The sequence below is a fragment of the Pseudomonas sp. SWRI18 genome, assembly GCF_014268345.1.
GTDB classification, from domain to species: domain Bacteria; phylum Pseudomonadota; class Gammaproteobacteria; order Pseudomonadales; family Pseudomonadaceae; genus Aquipseudomonas; species Aquipseudomonas cedrina.
The window spans coordinates 1-24026 of record NZ_JACCQQ010000031.1 but is presented as its reverse complement, the minus strand read 5'-3'; the positions used below and the strand labels follow the sequence as shown (position 1 = coordinate 24026).

The 24026-nt window shown below is 60.7% G+C and carries 17 protein-coding genes; 6 read left to right on the top strand and 11 right to left on the bottom strand.

All coding sequences use genetic code 11. The annotated features are described in order from the left end of the window. Positions 1 to 31: 31 nt before the first annotated feature. Together aruF and H0Z09_RS24985 are read right to left on the bottom strand one after the other, a co-directional pair. The gene (gene aruF, locus H0Z09_RS24990; RefSeq protein WP_186694291.1) at positions 32 to 1051 is read right to left on the bottom strand and encodes an arginine/ornithine succinyltransferase subunit alpha; all 1020 of its coding nucleotides are present in this window, start codon (positions 1049 to 1051) and stop codon (positions 32 to 34) included. A 197-nt stretch (positions 1052 to 1248) separates the two neighbouring features. Beyond that, positions 1249 to 2469, bottom strand: coding sequence for an aspartate aminotransferase family protein (locus H0Z09_RS24985; protein WP_076949622.1), 1221 nt, complete (start codon positions 2467 to 2469; stop codon positions 1249 to 1251). Positions 2470 to 2759: 290 nt separating this feature from the next. Between H0Z09_RS24985 and H0Z09_RS24980 the strand changes: the two genes are divergently transcribed. Next, positions 2760 to 8618: a DUF6543 domain-containing protein gene (locus H0Z09_RS24980; protein WP_186694289.1), complete on the top strand. Its 5859-nt coding sequence runs from the start codon at positions 2760 to 2762 to the stop codon at positions 8616 to 8618. Positions 8619 to 8620: 2 nt separating this feature from the next. Here H0Z09_RS24980 and H0Z09_RS24975 read toward each other — a convergent pair whose 3' ends face one another. The 7 genes from H0Z09_RS24975 to acs form a co-directional block, all read right to left on the bottom strand. After that, complete coding sequence (locus tag H0Z09_RS24975) at positions 8621 to 9601, bottom strand: GlxA family transcriptional regulator (RefSeq protein WP_186694287.1); 981 nt, start codon at positions 9599 to 9601, stop codon at positions 8621 to 8623. A gap of 246 nt (positions 9602 to 9847) precedes the next feature. Then, complete coding sequence (locus tag H0Z09_RS24970; RefSeq protein ID WP_186694285.1) at positions 9848 to 10612, bottom strand: ATP-binding cassette domain-containing protein; 765 nt, start codon at positions 10610 to 10612, stop codon at positions 9848 to 9850. Between the two features lie 27 nt (positions 10613 to 10639). Beyond that, the gene (locus H0Z09_RS24965) at positions 10640 to 11752 is read right to left on the bottom strand and encodes a succinylglutamate desuccinylase/aspartoacylase family protein (RefSeq protein WP_186694283.1); all 1113 of its coding nucleotides are present in this window, start codon (positions 11750 to 11752) and stop codon (positions 10640 to 10642) included. 1 nt (position 11753) lies between these two features. Beyond that, on the bottom strand, positions 11754 to 12452 hold the full coding sequence (locus H0Z09_RS24960; RefSeq protein WP_186694281.1) for an ABC transporter permease: 699 nt from the start codon (positions 12450 to 12452) through the stop codon (positions 11754 to 11756). Then, entirely contained in the window at positions 12449 to 13138 is a 690-nt protein-coding gene (locus tag H0Z09_RS24955) for an ABC transporter permease (RefSeq protein ID WP_057723729.1), read from the bottom strand. The genes H0Z09_RS24960 and H0Z09_RS24955 overlap by 4 nt, the downstream gene beginning before the upstream one ends. A 93-nt stretch (positions 13139 to 13231) precedes the next feature. Next, positions 13232 to 14017 carry an ABC transporter substrate-binding protein gene (locus H0Z09_RS24950; RefSeq protein WP_186694279.1) on the bottom strand — a complete coding sequence of 262 codons (786 nt, stop codon included), beginning with the start codon at positions 14015 to 14017 and terminating at the stop codon, positions 13232 to 13234. A 684-nt stretch (positions 14018 to 14701) separates the two neighbouring features. Then, positions 14702 to 16657 (bottom strand): acetate--CoA ligase, encoded by a 1956-nt coding sequence (acs, locus tag H0Z09_RS24945; protein ID WP_186694277.1) that lies wholly within the window; start codon positions 16655 to 16657, stop codon positions 14702 to 14704. Positions 16658 to 17057: 400 nt separating this feature from the next. On the opposite strand from acs, the gene H0Z09_RS24940 reads away from it, so the two are divergent. After that, positions 17058 to 17327 carry a DUF2790 domain-containing protein gene (locus H0Z09_RS24940; protein WP_186694275.1) on the top strand — a complete coding sequence of 90 codons (270 nt, stop codon included), beginning with the start codon at positions 17058 to 17060 and terminating at the stop codon, positions 17325 to 17327. Between the two features lie 215 nt (positions 17328 to 17542). On the opposite strand, the gene vapB is transcribed toward H0Z09_RS24940, so the two are convergent. Then, entirely contained in the window at positions 17543 to 17776 is a 234-nt protein-coding gene (gene vapB / locus H0Z09_RS27425; protein WP_238340301.1) for a type II toxin-antitoxin system VapB family antitoxin, read from the bottom strand. Between the two features lie 497 nt (positions 17777 to 18273). Here vapB and H0Z09_RS24935 point away from each other — a divergent pair, with 497 nt between their 5' ends. The 4 genes from H0Z09_RS24935 (at position 18274) to H0Z09_RS24920 (ending at position 21951) form a co-directional block, all read left to right on the top strand. Further along, positions 18274 to 19524, top strand: a complete 1251-nt coding sequence (locus H0Z09_RS24935) for a ribonucleotide-diphosphate reductase subunit beta (protein WP_186694273.1) — start codon at positions 18274 to 18276, stop codon at positions 19522 to 19524. A gap of 315 nt (positions 19525 to 19839) precedes the next feature. Next, the gene (locus tag H0Z09_RS24930; RefSeq protein ID WP_186694270.1) at positions 19840 to 20418 is read left to right on the top strand and encodes a Bro-N domain-containing protein; all 579 of its coding nucleotides are present in this window, start codon (positions 19840 to 19842) and stop codon (positions 20416 to 20418) included. A 99-nt stretch (positions 20419 to 20517) separates the two neighbouring features. Further along, positions 20518 to 21231, top strand: coding sequence for an HNH endonuclease (locus H0Z09_RS24925; protein ID WP_186694268.1), 714 nt, complete (start codon positions 20518 to 20520; stop codon positions 21229 to 21231). A gap of 72 nt (positions 21232 to 21303) precedes the next feature. Continuing rightward, positions 21304 to 21951 carry an HAD-IB family hydrolase gene (locus H0Z09_RS24920; RefSeq protein ID WP_186694313.1) on the top strand — a complete coding sequence of 216 codons (648 nt, stop codon included), beginning with the start codon at positions 21304 to 21306 and terminating at the stop codon, positions 21949 to 21951. A gap of 123 nt (positions 21952 to 22074) precedes the next feature. On the opposite strand, the gene H0Z09_RS24915 is transcribed toward H0Z09_RS24920, so the two are convergent. Beyond that, positions 22075 to 23619, bottom strand: coding sequence for a Fic family protein (locus H0Z09_RS24915; RefSeq protein ID WP_186694266.1), 1545 nt, complete (start codon positions 23617 to 23619; stop codon positions 22075 to 22077). Positions 23620 to 24026: the final 407 nt, after the last annotated feature.

Below are 24026 nucleotides of genomic sequence, written 5' to 3'. Positions count from 1 at the left end.
CGCCTGCTCCAGGCCACCCGCAAAACTCTGCTTAAACCGCAACCAGGCGCACGCTGGCACCTTCGCCGACGCCCAGCGCTTCGGCCGCGTCCAGGTCCAGGGTCACCGGTTTGCCGGGCGCATAATCCAACTCCAGCATCACCGCCCGGTAATCCTGCAACTGGCCGTTGCTCACCAGGTACTGGCGGCCGACACCCTTGACCATCTCGCCGATCTTCACCGGCACCACGCGGCTCTGGGCAATCGAGCGAATGCCCGAGACCCGTGCGTGCAGCGTCGGGCCACCGTCGAAGATGTCGATGTAATGGTCGGTCTCGAAGCCCTCGCGCATCAGGATGTCGAAGGTGATCTGCGCACGCGGGTGCACCTGGCCCATCGCCTCTTGGGCGGCGTCCGGCAGCAGCGGCACGTAGATCGGATAATGCGGCATCAGCTCGGCGAGGAAGGTACGGCTTTTCAACCCGCACAGGCGCTCGGCGGCGGCATAGTTGAGATCGAAGAAGTTGCGGCCAATGGCGTCCCAGAACGGCGAATCACCGTTCTCGTCGCTGTAGCCGACGATCTCGGTCACCACCGAATCGGCAAAGCGCTCGGGGTGGCTGGCGACGAAGAGCAGGCGGCCACGGGAATTGAGTTCCGACCACGGCGAACCGACCAGCGCCGGCTTCACGTAGAAACTGGTGAGCAGGCTGTTGCCGGTGAGGTCGTGGCACTGGGAAAGCACGTGGATCTTGTTGTGGATCTTCAGCTCGCGGGAGGCGTGCACGAAGGTCTCGTTACGAAAACTGTAGAACGGCTCCGAGTAACCGGCCGACGCGACGATGGCCGAGCAGCCGGCGAGTTTGCCGGTGTCGGTGTCTTCGAGCACGAAGAAATAGCTTTCTTCGCCGTTGAAACTGACCTCGGCCGCAAACGACGCTTCGCTGGCGGCGATCTTGTCGCTCAGGCGTTCCACGTCGTCCGGCAAGGAGGTGACACCAATCGGGCTGTCCGCAGCCAGACGCTGTACCTCGCCCAGATCAGCCATTTGCGCGGGGCGCATCACCAGCATGGTGTCACTCCTTAACTCGAAAAACTCACAGAGGGAAAATACCGGACTGCTCCTGAATCAACACAGGCCCCAATGTGGGAGCGGGCTTGCTCGCGAATGCAATCTGTCAGTCAATGCATCTGGCGACTGAACCACCGCTTTCGCGAGCAAGCCCGCTCCCACATTGGATCCGGTCCGGCAAATAAAAGGTGTTGCTATCAGGCCTGCGTCAACGTCTTCACAGCCCGTTCAAAACGATCCAGGCCTTCGTTGATGTCCGCCTCTTCCACCACCAGGCTCGGGGCGAAACGCACCACGTCCGGGCCGGCTTGCAGGATCATCAGGTTTTCTTTCTCGGCCGCGTTGAATACATCCTTGGCCTTGCCTTTGAATGCATCGCTCAGCACGCAGCCGATCAACAGGCCCAGGCCACGCACTTCGGTGAAAATGCCGTATTGCTTGCCGATCTGCTCCAGGCGCGCCTTGAACAGGTCGTGCTTGGCGTTCACGCCGGCCAGGACTTCAGGGGTGTTGACCACGTCGATCACCGCCTCGGCCACCGCGCATGCCAGCGGGTTGCCTCCATAAGTGGTGCCGTGGGTGCCGACCACCAGGTGCTTGGCCAACGCTTCGGTGGTGAGCATCGCCGCGATCGGGAAACCGCCGCCCAGGCTCTTGGCGCTGGTGAGGATGTCCGGCGTCACGCCGTAATGCTGATAGGCAAACAGATGGCCGCTGCGGCCCATGCCGGTCTGCACTTCGTCGAACACCAGCAGCGCGTCGTTCGCGTCACACAGTTCGCGGGCACCTTGCAGGTAAGCCAGCTCGGCGGGCAGCACGCCGCCCTCCCCCTGGATCGGCTCGAGCACCACGGCGCAGGTCTTGTCCGACACGGCGGCTTTCAGCGCCGCCAGGTCGTTATAAGGAACGTGGGTAATGCCGGTGATTTTAGGGCCGAAACCGTCGGAGTACTTGGACTGGCCACCGACGTTGACGGTGAACAGGGTACGGCCGTGGAAGCTGTTCAGCGCGGCGATGATCTCGTACTTCTCGGTGCCGAAACGGTCGAACGCCACGCGACGGGCCAGCTTGAACGCGGCCTCGTTGGCCTCGGCGCCGGAGTTGCAGAAGAACACGCGCTCGGCAAAGGTAGCGTCGATCAGCTTATGGGCCAGGCGCAGGGCCGGCTCATTGGTGAAGACGTTGGAGACGTGCCACAGCTTGTTGGCCTGCTCGGTCAATGCACCGACCAGCGCCGGGTGAGCGTGGCCCAATACGTTGACCGCGATGCCGCCGGCAAAGTCGATCAGCTCGCGACCGGCCTGGTCCCATACGCGGGAACCTGCGCCACGCACAGGGATGAACGCGGCAGGGGCGTAGTTAGGCACCATGACCTGGTCGAAATCGGCACGTTGCACCGGGGCTTGCTCAACGGACATCGGAGTCTCCTGAAGAGGAACGCCCGCCTGGAACTGGCGGACGATGCAGGGATTGTAAGGACAGTTTTCAGCGCGGCCTTGCCGCCAAGCGACAACTTCTTATAGCGCCAACCCCCGTTTTACGCGGGTTTACGCCAATGCGACAAATAGCGTCGCAATGGCGCAGTTTAAACTGCCCGAGGTTTTTACGGCAGGGCCAATACGCCCGGCACACGCCCTAACTATCTAGAGCCGCACACGTGAAACGCGCTGATCTACTTCTGTGCTTTATGCCATTGAAGAGTTTCAGCATGAGCACCCACCAACCCGACAGCCATTACCTGCCTCTTACAAACGCCATTCCGGCCTGGCTGGGCAAGGCCACCGCCGCCAAACGCCAGGCCTTGGCCGCCGCCACGCCTACGCCGCTGCCCCCCGCGTCGGCCGCCCAACGCGCCGAATTCAAGCGCTTGAGCAGCATGCACTGGACCGCGCAGAACGCCGTGGACAACGCGCTCAAGCAGGTGCGGGACGCCAGGACCTTCGCCCGAACGATTCTGGAAGACGCGTTAATCAATCAGTTTGGCGTGGACCTCGACGCCCAGCGTACCTGCCTGCGCCTGTACATCCCGCAAAACCTGCCCTGGCTGCCGATTGCCTCCGGTGCGGCGCGCACCTTGACCCTTTCGCTGCTGGACGCGGCACTGGTCAACTTCGACCATGAACAGACCCTGGACGATGCGTTCGAGCCCGCCTCGACCTTTATCACCGAGCCGGATGCCAACGACCAGTTCGTCACCCTGCCGGCGGTCCGCGACAAAATCAGTGTCGCGCGCTTCGCCAGGCTGTGCCGCGAACTGGATATCGGCGCGCGCTACCAACGCTACCTGAAGGACGCGCTGGGCTTGAACGAGCCGGTGGCCGGCGCGGCCTTGCAGTTGAAAGTCGAGGCCAGCCAAAAGGCCGCCTTGCGCAGCGCCTTGCAGCTGGCGCAGTTGCGTGGCGACATCCAGCCCGACTTCGCCCAGGTCGTCACCGCGCTGATGGACGGCCGCTCCAAGCCGCGGCTCGGCGACCAAACAATACGCCTGCAGACCCTGAGCGTGATGCAAGCCCCATTGACCGGCATCCTGTTATTCGCCGCCGACCTGGAACAGGCGCGCGCCATCCCGCGCCTGGTCGCCTATATCCCCGACGACCCGCACGCACCGCTCAAGGAATATTCCTCGCCCCTGGCCTTCAAGCAGGCCCTGACGCAACGGTTGCGAGACGCTGACTATCAGGCGTTCTTCAGCCGCTTTGTCGCCCATGAACACCGTGGTTTATTTTTTTCCGGTCTGAGCCAGCGCCTGGCGCGCATCAAATGGCACCCACCACAGCGCGGCAGCGGCCTGGCGCCTTGGCGCAAAACGCCGACCGACGATCCCAAGCTGCAATTTGCGGCCACGCCGCTGTCGGGCGATGTGTGGCAGGCGCTCTATCAACAGCAAATGAACAAGATCCTCAACGACGCCCGCACCACCGCCGTGCCCACCGCCGACGTGGACCTTAAAGCCCGCTGGGCGCTGTGGGATTCCTTCGTCAATGTGGCGTCATCCATTCTCAATGCGGCGCTGTTTGTGGTGGCGCCGTTCATCCCCGGCCTGGGCGAGCTGATGCTGGGCTACATGGCCTACCAACTGCTGGACGACGTGTTCGAGGGCATTGTCGACTGGGCTGAAGGCTTGCCCCAGGAAGCATTCGGCCACTTGATGAGTGTGCTGCAGGCGCTGGTGCAGGTGGGCGCATTCGCGGCGGGCGGCACGATTGGCGCGGCCGAACTGCGCAAGGTTTTGCCACAGCCAGTGCTGGATTTCATCGACCGCCATAAACCCGTAGCGCTCGCTGATGGCGCCACGCGCTACTGGAAACCGGACCTTGCGCCTTACCGGCAGAACCTCGACCTGCCGGCGAACCTGGGCATCGATCACCTGGGCCTGCACCAGGTTCGCGGCGAATCGATCCTGCCACTGGACGGGCATTTCTACGCAGTGCAACGTCAAGTTGACGGCGCTGGCTACGCGATCAAGCACCCCACCCGTAGCGACGCCTACAGGCCCAGGTTGCGGCATAACGGCGCGGGCAATTGGCACACAGAACTGGAGCATCCGCTGCAGTGGGATCGCCGCACACTGTTGCAGCGCATCGGCCATCGTGCCGAGGGCCTCGGCGCGGCCGACCGCGAACTGGCCCTGAGCCTCAGCGACGTGCCCGAAGGCGCGCTGCGCAAGATGCACTTCAACAGCGAGCCGCTGCCGCCGCTGCTGGACGACAGCCTGGGGCGCCTGCGCATCGATCGCTCGATCCAGACCCTGGTCGATCGCCTTAACAGCGATGACCCGGCGCACTACGGTCAGGTCGACCCTCAGGACCAACTGCAATTGCTCACCGCCTTTGGCGACTGGCCCCACGCCCGTGGCCTGCGGTTTTTGAATGCCGCCGGTGACACCACCTGGGCCTTTGGCGACCAGGACGCCCCGGTCGTGCAGATTCATGAAGCCCAATTGACCAGCGGCGAGCTGCTCAAGACCGTGCTTGAAAGCCTCAGTGAAGAGGAAATTCGCAGCCACTTCGGCGAACGCGCCAGCGACCCGCAGCTCAGCCTGACCACCCGCGTCAAACACCTGCGCAAGCGCCTGGCACGGATCGCCGAGCGCAATCGCGCCCCGCTGTTCGATTCCCGCTATGGCCTGCTGCAACAGAGCGAAGCGCCGGCCGTGCGGCAACTGCTGGCCAGCGTTCCCACCTTGCCGGCGCGCTGCGCCGAGCGCCTGATCGACCACGCCAGCGGCGAAGAACTGCAAGCCCTGGAAGAACGTCGCACCCCCCAACGTCTGGCCGAACAAGCCGAAGCCGCGCTGGATGCGCTGCGCCTCAATCGCGCCTATGAAGGCCTGCATATGGACGCGGTACAGAGCCTGGACAGCGACCGCCTGGCGCTCAACAGCCTGAGCGTCCAGCCGGGCTGGTCGGACCAGATCCGGCTGGAACTCAACCATCACTCGCCCGACGGCCCGACCTGGCACCGCATCGGCCCCGAGGACGCGCCGCTGCAGCGTAGCCTGGTGCGCACCGAAACCGGCCGCTATGTGCCCTACGACGCCAAGGGCGCGCTGTCCGGCGAGACCGACTTGTACAGCGCCATTCTCGGCGCGCTGCCCGATGCCCAGCGCGAAGCGCTGAACATCCAGATTCACCAGGGCCTCGAGCTGCGGCGGCGTTTGCGCCAACAGGCGCTGCCGCGCGCCGAACTGCGCCAACTGCTCGATGCCGGTACGCCTTCCGAACCTGCGCGCAAAACCTTGCGCCTGCTGGGCATGGATGCGGGGTTTCACGCTCAGTCGCCCGGCCATGTCCTATTGGAACGGGCGCAGCAGCTGTTTCCCGGCCTCGGCGAACCGCAACTCAACGACCTGCTGTCACACCTGCACGCCCAGCCAGGCGGCGCCGCAAACCAACTGGCCGCACTGGCCGGGGAATACCAACAACTGGAGAGCCAGCTCAGCACCTGGCAGAACGAAGTGCAGACCCACCACCCGCACACCGGCGCGCTGCTGACCATTCGCCAGCGCCGTTACGAGCAGCAGAACCGTCGCCTGGTCAGCGATCAGCTCAAGCGCTGCTGGCGTCGCGAAACCGACATCGACGACTATTACGAGGACCCCAATCGCGACGGCCACAGGCTGCGGCTGGATTATCCGATCACCGGTGCGCTGCCTCCCTTGGCGGCGAATTTCGACCATGTGACCTTCCTGTCCCTTACCGGCAGCGTCGATACCCACGGCGCACAGGCGTTCCTCGCGCAGTTCACGCGGTTGCGCCATCTGGAAGTCAAAGGTGTTCCCCTGGACGACATCCCCCCGTCTATCAACAGCCAGAGCGCCTTGACCCATCTGATCTTGAGCAACTGCCAGATCCGCCTCACCGAGGCGAGCCACGCCCGGCTGGCCGCCATGAGCCGACTGCAGACGCTGGTGCTGCATCGCAACCCGTTGGGCCGTGCGCCCAGTGTGCGAGGCATGCCGCATTTGAACGCCCTGGACCTGTCGGAAACCGGCATCAGCCAATTGCCCGCCGGCATCCTCGACCGACCGGAACTGCTGGCGGCATTGTTGGGGGACAACCAGATTACCGAGCTGCCCGAAGCACTGTTCGAACAGCCCGCCGAGACCAGTAAACAGTTCGACCTCAGTGGCAACCCGCTGTCGCCGGCGACCCTTGAGCAAGTCAAACGCTACTTCCAGCGGCATGATACCTACTGGGAAATCGACGCCCCGACCGCTGACGTGCGCGACGCCAACCTGCTGTTCCCGGCCCTGGACCGCGATGAACTGAATCGTCAGGTCTACGCCCTGCCCGGTGACCTGGAGGCGGGCCGTCGCGAACTGGCGCGCCTGGCGATGGAACTGGACACCCTGCAACAAGAACTGGACCAATGGGCGCAGGGCGAATCCCTGACCGGCAACGAGCGCGGGCGCAGGCTCGCCCTGCGGCGCTTGCTGGAGACCAGCTGGCGGCGCTACCCACAGCCGAACACCCATTACTTCCACGCGCTCACCGTCCCCCGCTCGCTGATCGGTGAACTGCCGACACTGAGTGCACGGTTCAATCACATCACCTCGTTGCTCGTGGAGGGTGACGGAACAGCCGTGGACCTGGACGGGTTCCTGCGCAGTTTCCCGGCGCTGGAGACTCTGGAAATGAGCCACACCGCGCTCGGCGACATCCCGCCGAGCGTGCTGAACATGCCGAGGTTGACCGTCCTGGTCCTGCCGCGCTGTTCGATCACCCTGAGCGCCGCCAGCAGCCGTGGCCTGGAGCGCATGGGCCACCTGCAATACCTGGACCTCAACCACAACCCGCTCGGCCAACTGCCTGACTTCAGCCAGGTGCCGGGCCTGGCCAGCGTGCTGCTCAAGAACACCAGCCTGAACGAACTGCCCGCAGGCCTGCTCGGCGACTTCCCACGGCGCGAAGTAGACCTGAGCGACAACGCGCTGCAAACCCTGCCCCCGGCGCTCTTCAGCCTGCCGGCAGCGAATACCCATGCGCTGAATCTGGCCGGCAACCCCTTGTCGCGGGCCAGCCTGGAACAGATCAAAAGCCACTACGGCCAGACGCTCCAGCACTTCAACGTCCAGGCCCCGCAGCCCGACCGCCTCCGCGCACAGGCTTTGTACCCCAACCTGCTGGACCACGAAGCCGACCGTTTTGTGTTCAGTCTGCCCGGCGGCCTGGATGATGTTGCCCCGACCCTGGCACGCCTGGAGGCGGAGTATCGGCAACTGAGCACCGACCTGCAGCAGTGGGCACTCAATGTTCCCGAGCGCCATCCGGTACTCGACGTGCCATTGGACGAACCCATGCGGGCCCGCGAACAACTGGCGCGCGATCAGTTCAAAAGCCTGCTGGAACAAGCCTGGCGCCGCGAAAGCCCCGAGGACGAGGAAAGCCTCGACGACCAATTTACCCATGCGCTGACCCTTGACGTGCCGATCCTGGGCGCACTGCCCGAACTGAGCGCAAGGCTGGACCACGTGACCTCGTTCGAACTGCGCGGCGGCGGCACGGTGACGGCGGTCGACGGCACCCTGCAATGTTTTCCCAAGCTGCAAACCCTGATCGTCAATCAGTGCGCGCTACGCGACCTGCCCCAAGCGATCTTCAGCATGCCGAAACTGGCGAACCTGGATTTGTCGCAGTGCGACATCCGCCTCACAGCCGCCAGCGCGCGCAGCTTCAGCGACTTGTCGGCGCTGGAGTTCCTGGAATTGAGCCATAACCCGCTGGGCAACGCGCCCGACGTCAGTGGCCTGAACCTGCTGGCGTCGCTGCACCTGCACAACTGTGAGCTGCGCGACCCGCCGAACGCGGTATTCCGGCTGCCGGAGCTGTACACACTGGACCTGAGCAACAACCAGATCCGCGAGATACCCGCCGACCTGCTGGACCGACCCACGACCTACCAGGACGATTCAGACCTGAGCGGCAACCCGTGGTCCGCGCGCAGCCTGGGTTATCTGCGCCAGTACTACCTGCGCACCGGCGTGGATTTCCAGGTGCCCGAAGCGACGGTGGATGCCGAGGGCGAAGCGTTGCAGCCGCCGTTGCCGGAGCCGATGGAGGAGTAAGCTCAGCCGCGCTCGGACGGCACCGAAGACAATTCGAACGGGCTGCTGCTGCGGCGCTGGTTGCGGTCTTCACGGGGCGTGGCGCCGAAGAAGTTGCGGTAGGCGCTGGAGAAGTGCGGCCCCGAGGAGAAGCCGCACGACAGGCCGATCTGGATGATCGACTTGCTGGTTTGCATGAGCATCTGGCGCGCCTTGTTCAGGCGCAGCTCCAGGTAGTACTGGCTGGGAACCCGGTTGAGGTATTGCTTGAAGATGCGCTCGAGTTGTCGTCGAGACACGCAGACGTGCTGGGCGATTTCGTCGGTGGTCAGCGGTTCTTCGATATTGGCTTCCATCAGCAACACCGCCTGGGTCAGCTTGGGATGGCTGGAGCCCAGGCGGTTTTGCAGCGGTATGCGTTGGCGTTCGCCGCCTTCGCGGATGCGCTCCACCACCAGCTCTTCGGAGACAGCCCCGGCCAGTTCGGCGCCGTGATCACGGGCCAGCACCGCCAGCAGCAAATCGAGCACCGACATGCCGCCACACGCGGTGAGACGGTCGCGGTCCCAGTCGAACAGGTGGCTGGTGGCGATGACCTTGGGGAAGCGCTCGGCGAAATCGTCCTGCCAGCGCCAGTGCACGGCGGCGCGGTAGCCGTCGAGCAGGCCGAGCTGGGCCAGCGGGTAGACACCGGCCGACAAGCCGCCGATCACACAGCCTGCGCGCACCAGCTGCTTGAGGGCGGAGCTTAATTGGGAAGCGATGACGGTCGGCGGTTCGTCCGCCAGCAGGAACAGCTTCTGGAAACCTTCGAGTTTGCCGGCCCACGGCTCACCCGGCAGTCGCCAGGCGCCTTCAATCACAGGCTCGGCTTGCAGGAACGACAACTCGTAGATCACGTCCGGATGCACCCGCTGGGCAACGCGCAAGGCCTCCTCAGCCAGCGCAAGCGTCAGTGCCTTTGTGCTGGGCCAGATCAGGAAACCAATTTTGTGGGCGGTCATGGAGTGCTATCCGAAGCGAGGAACGGTAATGAAGACAAAGGCCAATGCTAGCCGGTAAACCCACACAAATCTCAAAACAGATGGAGATCAACTGTGGGAGCGGGCTTGCTCGCGAATGCGGTTTATCAGTAACAAATGTGCGGACTGACACGCCGCCTTCGCGAGCAAGCCCGCTCCCACAGGGGATTGGGGTCAGCCTTAAGACCACGCAGCATGCCCTATATCAGTGCACAACAGCAGCCCTGATTATTTCAAGCTGCCCGACAAGAACTGCTGCAAACGCTCGGACTGCGGGTTCACCAGCACTTCACGCGGGTTGCCGCGCTCTTCGACGATGCCTTTGTGCAAGAACACCAACTGGTTCGACACTTCACGGGCAAAACCCATTTCGTGGGTCACCACCACCATGGTGCGGCCTTCCTGGGCCAGGTCCTGCATCACCTTGAGCACTTCGCCGACCAATTCCGGGTCGAGTGCCGAGGTTGGCTCGTCGAACAGCATCACCTCAGGTTCCATCGCCAGGGCACGGGCAATCGCCACGCGCTGCTGCTCACCGCCGGACATGTGGCCGGGGAACGCATCCTTACGATGGCCCACGCCAACCTTGGCCAGGTAGTGCTCGGCCTTGTCACGGGCTTCTTTTTTCGGCATGCCCAGCACGTGCACCGGGGCTTCCATCACGTTTTCCAACGCGGTCATGTGCGACCACAGGTTGAAATGCTGGAACACCATGGACAGGCGCGAACGCATGCGCTGCAGCTGCTTGGGGTCGGCGGCCTTCATGGCGCCGTCCTTGTTGGCCACCAGCTTCAGCTCTTCGTTGTTGAGCAGGATCTTGCCGGCGTGGGGCTGCTCCAGCAGGTTGATGCAGCGCAAAAAGGTACTTTTGCCCGAACCGCTGGAACCGATGATGCTGATCACATCACCGGCCGCGGCGGCCAGGGACACGCCTTTGAGCACTTCATGACTGCCATAGCGTTTATGCAGGTCTTGGACTTCAAGCTTGTACATGCGGTCGGTTCTCACAAAAACAGGTGGTCAGTCGTTGAGCAAGCGCCCGTGACGCAGCGCTTCGCGCCCCGCCACCTTGGCCAGCCAGAAACCCGCTTGGGCATAACGTAGCCGTTCAACGGCAAACAACACCCCCGAGGTGCCCGTGCAAATCGTGCTTACGCGGTCTTCCAGGGGGTCAATCACTTCAAAAATCGGCTCGCCCTTCTCGACCCGGTCACCGGCTTTACGCAGGTAACTGATCACCCCGGCATGGGGCGCGAACAACAATTCGGTGCCTTCAAAGGGCAGGCCTTCACACGGCTCGTGCTGGGGCGCAGGCCATTCGCCCTTGATCAGGCCTTGCTCGGCAAGAAACGCCAGGATGCCTTCGGCGTGGAAGATCGCCTCGTCACGGCCGGTGTCGGCCTGGCCACCCAACTCCAGCGTCGTCGCCAGGCAGGCCAGCGGTACCTGCGCCTCTGGGAACGTGCGCGACAAACGCAGCCACGGCAAGGAGCAGGCTTCATCGAACGAGCTGCCGCCGGAGTCTTCCGCCAGCAGGCCGACCTTCACATTCAAGTGCGCCGACAGCGAACGCCACTGCGGCCAGTGCTGGGGCAGCGCATACATGTGCAGCGCGGCTTCGGCGTCGCAGTGCAGGTCCAAGACGATATCGGCCGTGCAGGCGTGGCTCAGCAAGATGCGCTGCATGCCTTGCAGCTGGCTGCTCGGCGCGGGCAATGCGCTGAGCACATCGCTCATCGCCTGGCGGATCATGCGCACGTTGGCATGGGGATCATCGCCCAGCTTGCCTTTGAGCAACTCGGCGACCGGCTCGCTCAACTCCACGAAATCGCGGTTGAAGTTCTTGCCGCTACCGACCTCGAAACGTCCCTGGTGGCTGCCTTGCAGCAACTGGCCCAGGCCCATAGGGTTGGCTACCGGCACCAACTCGATCACGCCGTTAAGGGCGCCTTGCTGCTCCAGCTCGGCGAGACGCTTTTTCAGCTCCCACGCCGCGCGCATGCCGGGCAATTCATCGGCATGCAGGCTGGCCTGGATATACGCCTTGCGCTCGCCCTTGCCGAAACGGAACACGCTCAGTTGGCGCTCGCAGCCCAGGTGGCCCCAGGGCAACAGGTGATCGATACGTTGCATATCAGTGCTTCCTTGGCGCCAGGTAGCTCAGCCAGCGGCGCTCGGCCAACTTGAACAGGCGCACCAGGATAAAGGTCAGGCACAGGTAGAACGCGCCGGCGGTGATATAGGCTTCGAAGGGCAGGTAGAACTGCGCGTTCACCGTGCGCGCGGCACCGGTGATGTCGATCAAAGTGACGATGGAGGCCAGGCTGGTGGTCTGCAGCATCATGATCACTTCGTTGCTGTACTGCGGCAGCGCGCGGCGCAGGGCCGACGGCAGCAGAATACGGCGGTACAGCTTGTAGCGCGACATGCCCATGGCCTTGGCCGCTTCGATCTCGCCATTGGGCGTGGCCTTGAGGCTGCCGGCGATGATCTCGGCGGTGTAGGCGCTGGTGTTGATCGCAAACGCCAGGCATGCGCAGAAGGTGGCGCTGGACAGCAGCGGCCACATGAAGCTTTCGCGCACGGTTTCGAACTGCGCCAAGCCGTAGTAGATCAGGAACAGCTGCACCAGCATCGGCGTGCCGCGGATCACGTAGGTATAGAGCCAGGCCACACCATTGACGATCGGCTGCTTGGACACGCGCATCAAGCCCAGGGGCAAGGCGGCGAGCAGGCCGAAGAACAACGAGATGGCGAGCAGTTTCAGGGTGGTCAGCAAACCGCCGAGGTACAGCGGCATGGCCTCCCAGATGACGTTGTAGTCGAAGATCATAGATCAGCCGCCCTTACGCCTACCGAGTAGCGCTTCTCGAGGTAGCGCAGCGCCAGCAACGACACGCTGGTGATCACCAGGTACATCGCCGCCACTGCGAGGAAGAAGGTAAAAGGCTCGCGGGTGGCGTCGGCCGCCTGCTTGGCCTTGAACATCATGTCTTGCAGGCCCACCACCGAAATCAGCGCGGTGGCCTTGGTCAGCACCAGCCAGTTGTTGGTAAAACCGGGGATCGCCAGCCGGATCATCTGCGGCACCATCACCCGGAAAAACACCTGGAAACCGCTCATGCCATACGCAAGGCCGGCTTCGGCCTGGCCCTTGGGGATGGCCATGAAGGCGCCGCGGAAGGTTTCCGACAGGTAGGCGCCAAAGATGAAACCCAGGGTGCCGATACCGGCGGCCAAGGGATTCAAGTCAATATAGTCGTCGTAGCCGAGCATCGGCGCGACGCGGTTGAGCAGGTCCTGACCGCCGTAGAAAATCAGCAGGATCAGCACCAGGTCGGGGATCCCGCGGATCACCGTGGAGTACAAGTCACCCAGCCAGGCCAACCAGCGCACCGGCGACAGGCGCAACGCGACCCCGATCAGACCCAGAACAATGGCCAAGGCCATGGACGACAAGGCGAGCTGAAGCGTCAACCATGCGCCATCGAGGATGACGGCCCCGTAGCCTTTCAACATGATTCAGGTCCTCGAAAAGGGGGGATGAAAAAATGGCGCAAACTTCAGAGTGTTCTGTTGCTTGCGCCATTTCGGACAGACAGCTGCGACGGTTTACTTGGCGTCAGCGCCGTAAATATCGAAGTTGAAGTACTTGTCCTGGATCGTTTTGTACTTGCCGTTGGCACGGATCGCCGCGATGGCCGCGTTGATGCGCTCCAGGTTTTCCTTGTCGCCTTTGCGTACGGCGATGCCGATGCCGTCGCCGAAGTATTTGGCGTCGGTGAAGGCCGGGCCGGTGAACGCGTAACCTTTGCCGGCCGGGGTGTCGAGGAAACCTTCCTGCAACAGGGTGGCGTCAGCCACGGTGCCGTCGAGGCGACCGGCTTCCACGTCCAGGTAGATTTCGTTCTGCGAGCTGTAAGGCACGACGGTGGCGCCTTTAGGGGCCAGGACTTCCTTGGCGAAACGGTCGTGGATCGAACCGCGCTGCACGCCGATTTTCTTGCCTTTCAACTCATCCAGGCTGTCGCTGACCGCCGTGCCGTCCTTCATCACCAGGCGCGCCGGGGTCAGGTAGTAGCGGTTGGTGAAGTCCACGGACTTCTTGCGGTCGTCGGTGATGGACATCGACGAAAGGATTGCGTCGATCTTGCGCACTTTGAGCGCCGGGATCAGGCCGTCGAATTCCTGCTCGACCCAGGTGCACTTGACCTGCATCTCTTCGCACAGTGCATTGCCGATGTCGTAGTCAAAACCGACGATGCTGCCATCCGGCGCCTTCGAGGCAAACGGAGGGTAGGCCGCTTCGATACCAATTTTCAGCGGCTTGCCTTCGGCAAAAGCCTGCATGGACAGCATGGACAGCGCCAGGGCGCCCAACAGCACAAGTTTCTTCATCTTGGGACTCCATCGGTATAGGGCAAAACAGCAGTATGAGCCATGGCCCACGATGCGGCGAAGGTGAAACCGAATAGCAGTGCTGCGTCCCACACCAGATCAGCCTGGAGACGACGAGCGAGTGATCGGCATTCTAACGACAGGCCGGAAGCCGATATTTCCTCAATGCGACAACAATTTACAGATGCACCGAGAAAGCGGTTCCAGCTCATTGACAGCCTCTGGATTTTATGCAGAGACAAAAGACATTCAACCTGTAGATGCTGCAAATTGCGGGCCTATTATTCGCAAACCCTTCTGGGACGGCAAGTGGGGCGTTTAATCTTATTTCCGGGAATGTCTGAAACGTAGCTTTTAGCGGCGCAGGCGTAGCACATTGCCTCATGTTTGGGCGCGGGGTTACACATTTGGCCAAGGCGGTAACATTCAGAAACTTCCAGCGAGAAAAATCGATATTTATTCGGCTGGTGGCTGCACGGGCACACTCAAAGCCCACCCTGAAATGCAATCCAAATGTGGGAGCGGGCTTGCTCGCGAATGCGGTGGGTCAGCAACATATCTGCTAACTGACTCACCGCATTCGCGAGCAAGCCCGCTCCCACAGGGGATCTTCATTGCCTGCAAGCAATCAAAAAAGCCCCACCCGGCTCACACCGAATGGGGCTTTTTCCCACCTACCCCGCCTTACGCGACGTTCATGGTCTTGTGCGTCTCAATCAAATGCGCCACCACCCCCGGATCGGCCAAGGTGGAGATATCCCCCAACCCGTCATATTCCGCCGTGGCAATCTTGCGCAGAATTCGCCGCATGATTTTCCCCGAGCGCGTCTTCGGCAAGCCCGGCGCCCACTGGATCACGTCCGGCGAAGCAATCGGCCCAATCTCTTTACGCACCCAGTTCTTCAACTCCAGGCGCAACTGCTCGCTGGGCTCTTCGCCGCCGATCAAGGTGACGTAGACATAAATGCCCTGCCCCTTGATGTCGTGCGGCACACCCACCACCGCCGCTTCCGCGACTTTCGGGTGGGCGACCATGGCGCTTTCGATCTCGGCGGTACCCATGCGGTGGCCGGACACGTTGAGCACGTCATCCACGCGCCCGGTGATCCAGTAGTAACCGTCTTCGTCGCGGCGCGCACCGTCACCGGTGAAATACATGCCACGGAAGGTCTTGAAGTAGGTGTCGACGAAGCGGTCATGGTCGCCAAACAGCGTACGCGCCTGGCCCGGCCACGAATCGAGGATCACCAGGTTGCCTTCGGCCGCGCCTTCGATCAGGTTGCCCAGGTTGTCCACCAACGCCGGCACCACGCCAAAGAACGGGCGTGCCGCCGACCCTGGCTTGAGCGCGTGGGCGCCCGGCAACGGGCTCATCATGTTGCCGCCGGTTTCGGTCTGCCACCAGGTGTCGACAATCGGGCAACGGGATTGGCCGACGTTCTTGTAGTACCAGTCCCAGGCTTCCGGGTTGATCGGCTCGCCCACCGAACCCAGCAGGCGCAGGCTGCTGCCATCGGCGCCTTCGCAGGCGGCGGTGCCCGACGCCATCATCGCGCGGATCGCCGTCGGCGCGGTGTAGAGGACGTTGACCTTGTGCTTGTCGACGATCTTCGCCACCCGCGTGATATCCGGGTAGTTCGGCACGCCTTCGAACAGCAAGGTGGTCGCGCCATTCGCCAGCGGGCCATAGACGATATAAGTGTGGCCGGTGACCCAGCCGACGTCGGCGGTGCACCAGTAGATTTCGCCCGGGCGGTAGTCGAACACGCGCTCATGGGTCAGGGCCGCATACAGCAGGTAACCGCCGGTGGTGTGCTGCACGCCTTTAGGCTTGCCAGTGGAGCCGGAGGTATAGAGGATGAACAGCGCTTCTTCGGCGCCCATCTCTTTGGGCGCGCACACGGTGCCCGCCACTTTCATCAGGTCTTCGTACCAGATGTCGCGATGCTGGTTCCACTTGATCGTGCCATTGGTGCGCTTGCACACGATGACCTTCTGGATGCTGCTGGTTTCCGGGTTGGTCAGTGCGTCGTCGACGTTGGCCTTGAGCGGAATCTTCTTACCGGCGCGAATGCCTTCGTCAGCGGTGATCACGACCTTCGACTTACAGTCGATGATGCGACCGGCCAGGGCTTCCGGCGAGAAACCACCGAACACCACCGAGTGAATCGCACCGATGCGGGTACAGGCCAGCATGGCGACCACGGCTTCGGGGATCATCGGCATATAGATAGTCACCACGTCGCCGCGGTGCACATCCTGGCCACGCAGGGCGTTGGCGAACTTGCAGACCTGTTCATGCAGCTCGCGATAGGTGATGTTGCGGCTCTCGGCAGGGTCATCGCCCTCCCAGATGATCGCAATCTGGTCGCCACGCTCGGCGAGGTGACGGTCCAGGCAGTTGTAGGAAACGTTCAGGGTGCCATCGGCGAACCACTTGATGTCGACATGGTGATCGTCGAACGAGGTCTGCTTCACCGTGGTGAAAGGCTTGATCCAGTCGAGACGCTTGGCTTGCTCGCGCCAGAAACCATCGGGGTTGACCACCGATTGCTGGTACATCGCCTTGTAGGTCGCCTCGTCGGTCAGCGTGTTGGCTGCTACTTCGGGGCGGACGGGGTACAGGGAAGCCGCACTCATCTTTCTTACCTCGGTGACAATAGTTGTTGTTGTATGGCCCCTGTTGTAGCCGGGGTGGGCCTATAGAACCATTCGACGATGGTAGTAACAAGACCCTACAAATTACCCTGCCATGCCCGACCACCGCTCTGGCCCGCGGCCTGTGGCGCATTGCGGCCAGGTGAAAAAACCTTCATCGGCCGATTGTTACAAAAACCGCCAAAAGTGTTTATCAAAACCACGGGTATATGAATAGAACCCAGGCGCCTAAAATCAACTCCGCCCACCAAGGCACTGTGATTAACACCGTAACAGCCCCCACGAAGGCAACGTTAATCCGAACTTCCCAACTCTCAAGTTACACACGTGGCCTCACAAGGGCCCCGTGCCCCCTTTCGCCCTGAAGAAGGTAAATAGAGAAATGAAAGCTTTAGCAGTTTTGGCCCTCAGCAGCCTGTGCGCCGCCGCCGCCATGGCCGACGAGGCCGCCACCGAGCTGGCCGGCCGCAACGCGCCGATTGTCGAGGACTATACCTACAGCACCCACCTGGACGTCGCCAAAGTAGTGTCCATGAGTGATATTCCGCAAGTGTGCGAAGTTGTACCGGTGAAGATGGAATATGAAGACTCGCAAGGTCAGCGTCATATTCTTAATTATCATGTGATGGGGAATGGTTGTTCTAACGGGTAATAACTTCGTTATTTAGATAAATCCCGGATCTTGGTCGCCGCAGGAAATCGTTCTTGCGGCCAAGAACCTATTTGGATGCACCACACATCAAATGTGGGAGCTGGCTTGCCTGCGAAGGCGGCTTCAGCCGTCACCTGGCGCTGACACACCCCAATCCAAATGTGAGAGCGGGCTTGCTCGCGAAGACAATAGATGCGGCACCACTGCAATCCGCTCTAAGCGCCCGAATCGGGCCTCACACACTCAATGACATCTTCCCGCTCTTGCAAGAAATCCTCATCCATCTTGGGCAAATCGACCAGCGACAGCCAACTGGGCCTGACTGGCCGCAGGATAATTGTGTCCCCCTCCTTGAGAATTTCCAGCTCATCCACCCCGTCGTAAGCCATATCCGCTGGCAAATGGATCGTCCGACCCTCTCCACTCTCAATGATCGAAACAGTGCGCATAAAAAGTTGCCTCTCCAACGTAGCTGACTCTTGCAATTTAAGGGAGCACCTCGTGGCAGAGCAACGCAAATGCCCACAACCTGATCACCTCTTCCCACCTCGGTAAAATACCGACACCTCCCGTCAAAAATTTCCTACCCACCAACCCCCCGTAATCCCTCACCCCGGCCCAAATACCCACCTTTTTGTCCGCCCACCGAGACAATCCGCCCCAACACAAAGCCAATTTTTTCCCTATAATGCGCGGGTAAATCGGGCCTGCAATATCCCTTTACACAGGGACGAAGAGCCAGACCTGAGGCCACCGCCGGAGCCTGCACTACCCGCTCCGCCCCTCAAGCCTCATGCAGTACCCGTTACCCCATTACGTTTATTTGCCTGCGCGAGCTGCTGCAACAAACGATTCCTTAAGATCCACCGCGGCCCTGGGGCCGTGTGAACACAACCATCCGGTTTCACACGGGCACCTTGAGCCCTCACGCAGGAGACGACACGTCATGCTGAGCTGGGACGAATTCGACAAAGAAGAAGAAGGCGAAGTAGCCGCCAAAGGCGCCAACGCCGGCCATGCCACCGAAGCCAACATGGACCGCCTCGACGGAGCCGGCGCCGCCGCCGCCATCGAAGCGCGCGCCGTCACCGCCAATGACTCCGCCGCCATCGCGCGCGCCAAGGCAGAGCTGGACAAACTCGACGTCGCCGAAGGCCTCGCCGAACTCGAAGGCGCCTCCGCCCGCGTCGCCGTCGACGAAAAGCGCATGATCAACTGCCGCGCCGACCTCAACCAGCTCGTGCCCTTCAAGTACGACTGGGCCTGGCAGAAATACCTCGACGGCTGCGCCAACCACTGGATGCCGCAAGAGGTCAACATGACCGCCGACATCGCCCTGTGGAAAGACCCCGAAGGCCTGACCGACGACGAACGCCGCATCGTCATGCGCAACCTCGGCTTCTTCTCCACCGCCGACTCCCTGGTCGCCAACAACCTGGTGCTGGCCGTGTACCGCCTGATCACCAACCCGGAGTGCCGCCAGTACATCCTGCGCCAGGCCTTCGAAGAAGCGATCCACACCCACGCCTACCAGTACTGCATCGAATCCCTGGCCATGGATGAAGGCGAGATCTTCAACATGTACCACGAGATTCCATCGGTCGCCAAAAAGGCCGCCTGGGGCCTGAAGTACACCCGCTCGATCTCCGATCCGAAGTTCGAAACCGGCACCGTCGACACCGACAAAGAGCTGCTGCGCAACCTGGTCGCCTACTACTGCGTGCTGGAAGGCATTTTCTTCTATTGCGGCTTCACCCAGATATTGTCCATGGGCCGTCGTAACAAAATGACCGGCGTGGCCGAGCAGTTCCAGTACATCCTGCGCGATGAGTCGATGCACCTGAACTTCGGGATCGATGTGATCAACCAGATCAAAATCGAAAACCCACATTTGTGGGATGCCGAGATGAAGGAAGAAGCGACCCAGATGATTTTGCAGGGGACGCAGCTGGAGATTGAATATGCGCGCGATACCATGCCGCGAGGGGTGCTGGGCATGAATGCGGCGATGATGGAGGATTACCTCAAGTTCATCGCCAACCGTCGGTTGTCGCAGATTGGTCTTAAAGAAGAGTATCCAGGCACCACTAACCCGTTTCCGTGGATGAGCGAGATCATGGACTTGAAGAAAGAGAAAAACTTCTTCGAGACCCGTGTCATCGAGTACCAGACCGGCGGTGCGCTGAGCTGGGACTAACTCTTAAGCCAAGTAACATTAAAAAGCCCTGACTGCTCAGGGCTTTTTTATGCTCGCTAGATGAACAGGACCCTTCCTACAAGGAGACCATCCTTGGAACGGTTGATACGAATATCGATGTCACCTAGGCTCGTCCGCCGGTGCCTAAGAAACGCCCAACGTAGAAGCAAGCCGCAATCACACAGTTAAAATCCTGCTTGACCTCAGTCATGCGGAATTGACGCTGTAATGTGGCTTTGTCGGTTGGAGTTTCTTAGAACCACATTCTCTACGTTGGGTCGTGGCCCTTCAGAAAATCACGTAGAGGTCATAGGAATGCCCAACCAACATTTATTCAACTCGCCGTCGACTAAAGAATTAGCGGCATCTGAACCGTTGATCGCCGTCGTCTTCAACCGTCACAGTCTTCCTTTACATACCCTTCTTCTGGAAAACCAACCCTGGTTCTGCGCTCGCGATCTTGGGCGCTTAATGGGATGGCATTTGGATGAACGAACGACTCGCAAGCTCGATGAAGATCAAAAGAGAACCGTAAAACTGCTGTTCCACGGTCAACCGGAAGAAATGTTGATGATCAGTGAATCCGGCGCCTATGCGTTGCTGATCTATCACTACGTACCCGGAAACCGCCTATTACGTAGCTGGCTAACTCACGAAGTCGTTCCGACGTTGCGGGACGATCGTCAGGCCCGAACGATGGAACGACCACTATTGAGCATGTTGGATTGGCCAGAGATGTCATTGAACCTGCTGCATTGGCAGGATGAGGGCTGGATACGTCTTCGAGACATGCCGTATTTGCTGGTGAATAGAACCTACCGGGGAGATTCAGCAAAGGTGCCATGGTGGCGGAAGCTCATACAACCGTTCCGAATGAAGCAGCGAACTTACTGACGATGGCAACCGCCAATTCCGACCAACTTGTAGGAAATTTCGTAGACGCAATAACGACCACTCAGTATCGTCCGAGGGTTTTCCACCCTCGGCGGCTGCATGGACATTACGAAAGACAAAACGGACTGGAGCGACGCGGAGCTGGCAGCGGCGGTCGAGGCTTACCTAAAGATGCTGGCCTGGGAAAAGAGTGGCCAACCTTTCAACAAAGCCCTCGAAAACCGACTTCTGCGCGAAGGCCCGGTGGCGGGCCGTGCGAAGGGCTCCATTGAATTCCGCATGCAAAATATTTCCACCGTGCTGGTCCGTATGGGCTGGGACCGCATCGAGGGCTATAAGCCCGCCAAGAACGTGGGCTCCGGCGTAGAAAAACGCATCAGCTACGCCCTCGCCGCACAAGGCGTATTCGAATCCGAAGACGCCGCCCAAACCGCCGATGAGCAAACGCTCATCCGCCGCGCCTCCAAACTCCAGCAGCAAGCCTTCCCAAAACTACCGGACGGCATTGCCCAACCGCAGAAAGTATCCACGTTCAGTACGGCCTTCGTCCGCGACCCAAAAGTACGCGCCTGGGTGTTGAAAGAAGCCAACGGCATCTGTGAAGGCTGCGGTTCAAACGCGCCTTTCGAGGTCGACGGTTTGCCATTTCTTGAAGTACATCACGTCAAGCACCTGGCCCAGAAGGGTTCGGATCGCATCAGCAATGCTGTAGCCTTGTGCCCCAATTGCCATCAGCGTTGTCACCGGTCGAGTGATCGGGAGGCTTTCACCGAGGGGCTTTACGCCAAGATCGGAAGATTGGCACGGGAGTAGACTCCCGCTGTCACACCTGATGCATATTCAAAAAATACTAGATAGGACCGAGGCCAACCCGTGAACCCAGACATGCTCGAAGCCGGCCCCGTTGACGCCAAAGTACTTTCCGTCTTTGACTTCGACGGCACCCTCACCCACCACGACAGTTTCGTGCCCTTCCTCAAGTTTGCCTTTGGCACTGGCGCGTTTTATGGCCGGATGGTGAAGCTGGCGGTGCCTGGGCTGCGTTTTTTGGTGCGGCAGATCAGCCGGGATGAGTTGAAGGCGCAGTTGATCCGCACCTTTATGACCGGGGTGGAGAAGGCGTGGGTGCAGCAGAAGGCCGAGGAGTATTGCCAGCGCAATTGGGCGCGGTTGATGCGCCCGGCGGGCGTGTTGTCGGTGGAGCAGGAGTTGGGCTCGGGGGCGGTGGTGACGCTGTGTTCGGCGTCGCCGGCGTTGGTGTTGCAGCCGTTTGCCGATCGGCTGGGGATCCGCTTGATCGGGACTGAGCTTGAGGTCATCGACGGGGTGTTGACCGGCAAGCTCACCGGGAATAATTGCCGCTGTGAGAACAAGGTGCTGCGGCTTGAGGCGGTGTATGGGGACCTGGGGGAGTATCGACTCAGGGCCTGGGGCGATACGCGCGGGGATCGGGAGTTGCTGGCGGCGGCGCAGGATGCGCACTTTCGGCATTTTCATGCGAAGAAGAAAAAGCGGGCCCGGTTGCAGCGGTGATGCGGGGCATGGGGATCGGCGGGGACACCGAGTCGATCCCATCGCTGCCTCGCTGGGGCTCGACAGCTCCCACATTTGATCGGTGTGAGGCTGGGTTGAATCGCCACATGGACCTGGGCCCGATCACTCGTCGCCGCTATCCGACTCTCGTTCTTCAAACGCAGATCGCACTGCTTCCACAACCCGTTCGGCCAAGGGCGCTGCGTCCAACTGCGGATAGGCTTTCTTCAATTTTCCCGATACCTGCCAGCCATTGTCCTTTAGAGAGCGAATGACGCGGTTTGCGTCCTGGTCCGGCATTTCCAGCACTTCCTTGAGCCGCTGCTGGGCGCGCTGAAAAATGACCAACACACGCGCTTCATCAGCCATTTCTGTACGCACCGTATGCGCTACAACCTCTGCCGTATAAAGGACATGCTCGGTCAAGTCGGGATAGCGCCACGCGAATTGCGCGTCCTCGTAGTCGTCGAAGACCAGGTTGCTGCGAGTGCCATCCTCGTAGACCGCAAGTTCGCCAAACCGATAGGACGCGGCGTAGCGTTGCATGAATGGCCGCGAAAACACCTCGAGCGTTCGATCATAACGCGCCCGGAAATCAATCGAACTGGTGATCGTGGCTGAGACCGGCAGGATCACGCCATCAGGCACCGCCTTATCTCTGATCAAGGTATCGTTGATCAGAAAGCGATGGATCCGGCCATTGCCGTCCCGCATGGGGTGGATATACACAAACGCGAAAGCGATTACCGCTGCCCGGGCCAACGGCTCGGCTCCCCGTGTGGCCAGCTCGAATGCTTTCAGGCCGTCGAGCAGTTCCGCCAGCCCCTCAAATGGCGGCGCAATGTAGTGCACGATGTCTTCGCACATCGTCGCCTGCCCCACGAAGACCGGCGAACGCCGCAAGCCCAACCCGAGTGCTTCCTCACCCAGGATTCCAGCTTGCAACCTGTGCAGGGTTTCGTTGCTCAACGGATCCTCGATATGACCACAGTACTTGGCGATCACGTGGGCAAACCGTTGGATCCTGTCGGCTTTGTCGGCCTCTCTCTCGATCAGAAAGCTGGCACGCGACTCTTTGAACGTCAGCCAACTGGCCGTACGCATCAAAATATCGGGGCCAAAGGTTTGGTTCAGCTCGCGCAGTGCCGCGCTCAGATCGAACTGCAGCGCTTCTTGCACGGCTTCAGTACGACGGACCAGAGGGCAGAACGCTGGCACACCGGGAAGGTTATTGTTAATGCGCCAGCGCCGTATCCGCAGTGGCTCAATGCGCGTCAGGTAATGCTGGGCCGAAACAGCATCGACATAGCCGCCATTAACCACATCTGGCACATCAAGATGCCGTCCCGTCAACCACTCGTACAGGAATCCGGTACGGCGGGCGTATTGACCAAAGGGCGTTTTCCGGCACCAGGCTTCGACTGGCTCAGGGCCAGCGGCGGCAAACAGACGTGCAAAGAATTCGAGGTGGATCTCTTCGTACTTGAGCCCAAACTCGAAATGCCCTGCAAAGTCGTCTGACGGTTGGTAGCTGACAGGATACTTGCGTTCAACCCGTCCATTGCTCTCTTGGCTCATGCGGGTGGTGCCAATGACCGATTCGACGCGTAGGGGCTGCGCTAGCGCGATACGGTAGCGGTCAGCTAGTACCTTGAAACCTACTTGCATTGTCGAATCCCCTAACGAGCGATGAAAAACGATAATTATTGGGGGATAGTAGGCGAAAACGTTAATTGGGTGTTCGCGAAAATGCTAACGCACGCTCAATTTTGTTAATGGATCCACTTTTTCGCTGAAAACGCTAACGACCCGTATGAAGGCGATACGGGTTTGGGGTCGACGGGAAACCGAGTCGATCCCTTCGCAGCCTCGCTGGGGCTCGACAGCTCTTATCAAACTCAAAATAACCTATTGATTTTTCAGGGGTTAAAATTTCATTCTGAAATCTTGAATCTTGCATAAGTATTTCAGACAACTGCATTCTTGTGGCGAGCGGGCTTGCCCCGCGTTGGGGTGCGAAGCGCCCCCAATGAAGACGAATGCGGTGTATCAGACATTCCTCTGCGGTTGGTTTT

Coding starts and splice junctions, on each gene's coding strand:
- aruF (WP_186694291.1), bottom strand. CDS start 1,051: ATGCTGGTGATGCGCCCCGCGCAAATGGCTGATCTGGGCGAGGTACAG.
- H0Z09_RS24985 (WP_076949622.1), bottom strand. CDS start 2,469: ATGTCCGTTGAGCAAGCCCCGGTGCAACGTGCCGATTTCGACCAGGTC.
- H0Z09_RS24980 (WP_186694289.1), top strand. CDS start 2,760: ATGAGCACCCACCAACCCGACAGCCATTACCTGCCTCTTACAAACGCC.
- H0Z09_RS24975 (WP_186694287.1), bottom strand. CDS start 9,601: ATGACCGCCCACAAAATTGGTTTCCTGATCTGGCCCAGCACAAAGGCA.
- H0Z09_RS24970 (WP_186694285.1), bottom strand. CDS start 10,612: ATGTACAAGCTTGAAGTCCAAGACCTGCATAAACGCTATGGCAGTCAT.
- H0Z09_RS24965 (WP_186694283.1), bottom strand. CDS start 11,752: ATGCAACGTATCGATCACCTGTTGCCCTGGGGCCACCTGGGCTGCGAG.
- H0Z09_RS24960 (WP_186694281.1), bottom strand. CDS start 12,452: ATGATCTTCGACTACAACGTCATCTGGGAGGCCATGCCGCTGTACCTC.
- H0Z09_RS24955 (WP_057723729.1), bottom strand. CDS start 13,138: ATGTTGAAAGGCTACGGGGCCGTCATCCTCGATGGCGCATGGTTGACG.
- H0Z09_RS24950 (WP_186694279.1), bottom strand. CDS start 14,017: ATGAAGAAACTTGTGCTGTTGGGCGCCCTGGCGCTGTCCATGCTGTCC.
- acs (WP_186694277.1), bottom strand. CDS start 16,657: ATGAGTGCGGCTTCCCTGTACCCCGTCCGCCCCGAAGTAGCAGCCAAC.
- H0Z09_RS24940 (WP_186694275.1), top strand. CDS start 17,058: ATGAAAGCTTTAGCAGTTTTGGCCCTCAGCAGCCTGTGCGCCGCCGCC.
- vapB (WP_238340301.1), bottom strand. CDS start 17,776: ATGCGCACTGTTTCGATCATTGAGAGTGGAGAGGGTCGGACGATCCAT.
- H0Z09_RS24935 (WP_186694273.1), top strand. CDS start 18,274: ATGCTGAGCTGGGACGAATTCGACAAAGAAGAAGAAGGCGAAGTAGCC.
- H0Z09_RS24930 (WP_186694270.1), top strand. CDS start 19,840: ATGCCCAACCAACATTTATTCAACTCGCCGTCGACTAAAGAATTAGCG.
- H0Z09_RS24925 (WP_186694268.1), top strand. CDS start 20,518: ATGGACATTACGAAAGACAAAACGGACTGGAGCGACGCGGAGCTGGCA.
- H0Z09_RS24920 (WP_186694313.1), top strand. CDS start 21,304: ATGCTCGAAGCCGGCCCCGTTGACGCCAAAGTACTTTCCGTCTTTGAC.
- H0Z09_RS24915 (WP_186694266.1), bottom strand. CDS start 23,619: ATGCAAGTAGGTTTCAAGGTACTAGCTGACCGCTACCGTATCGCGCTA.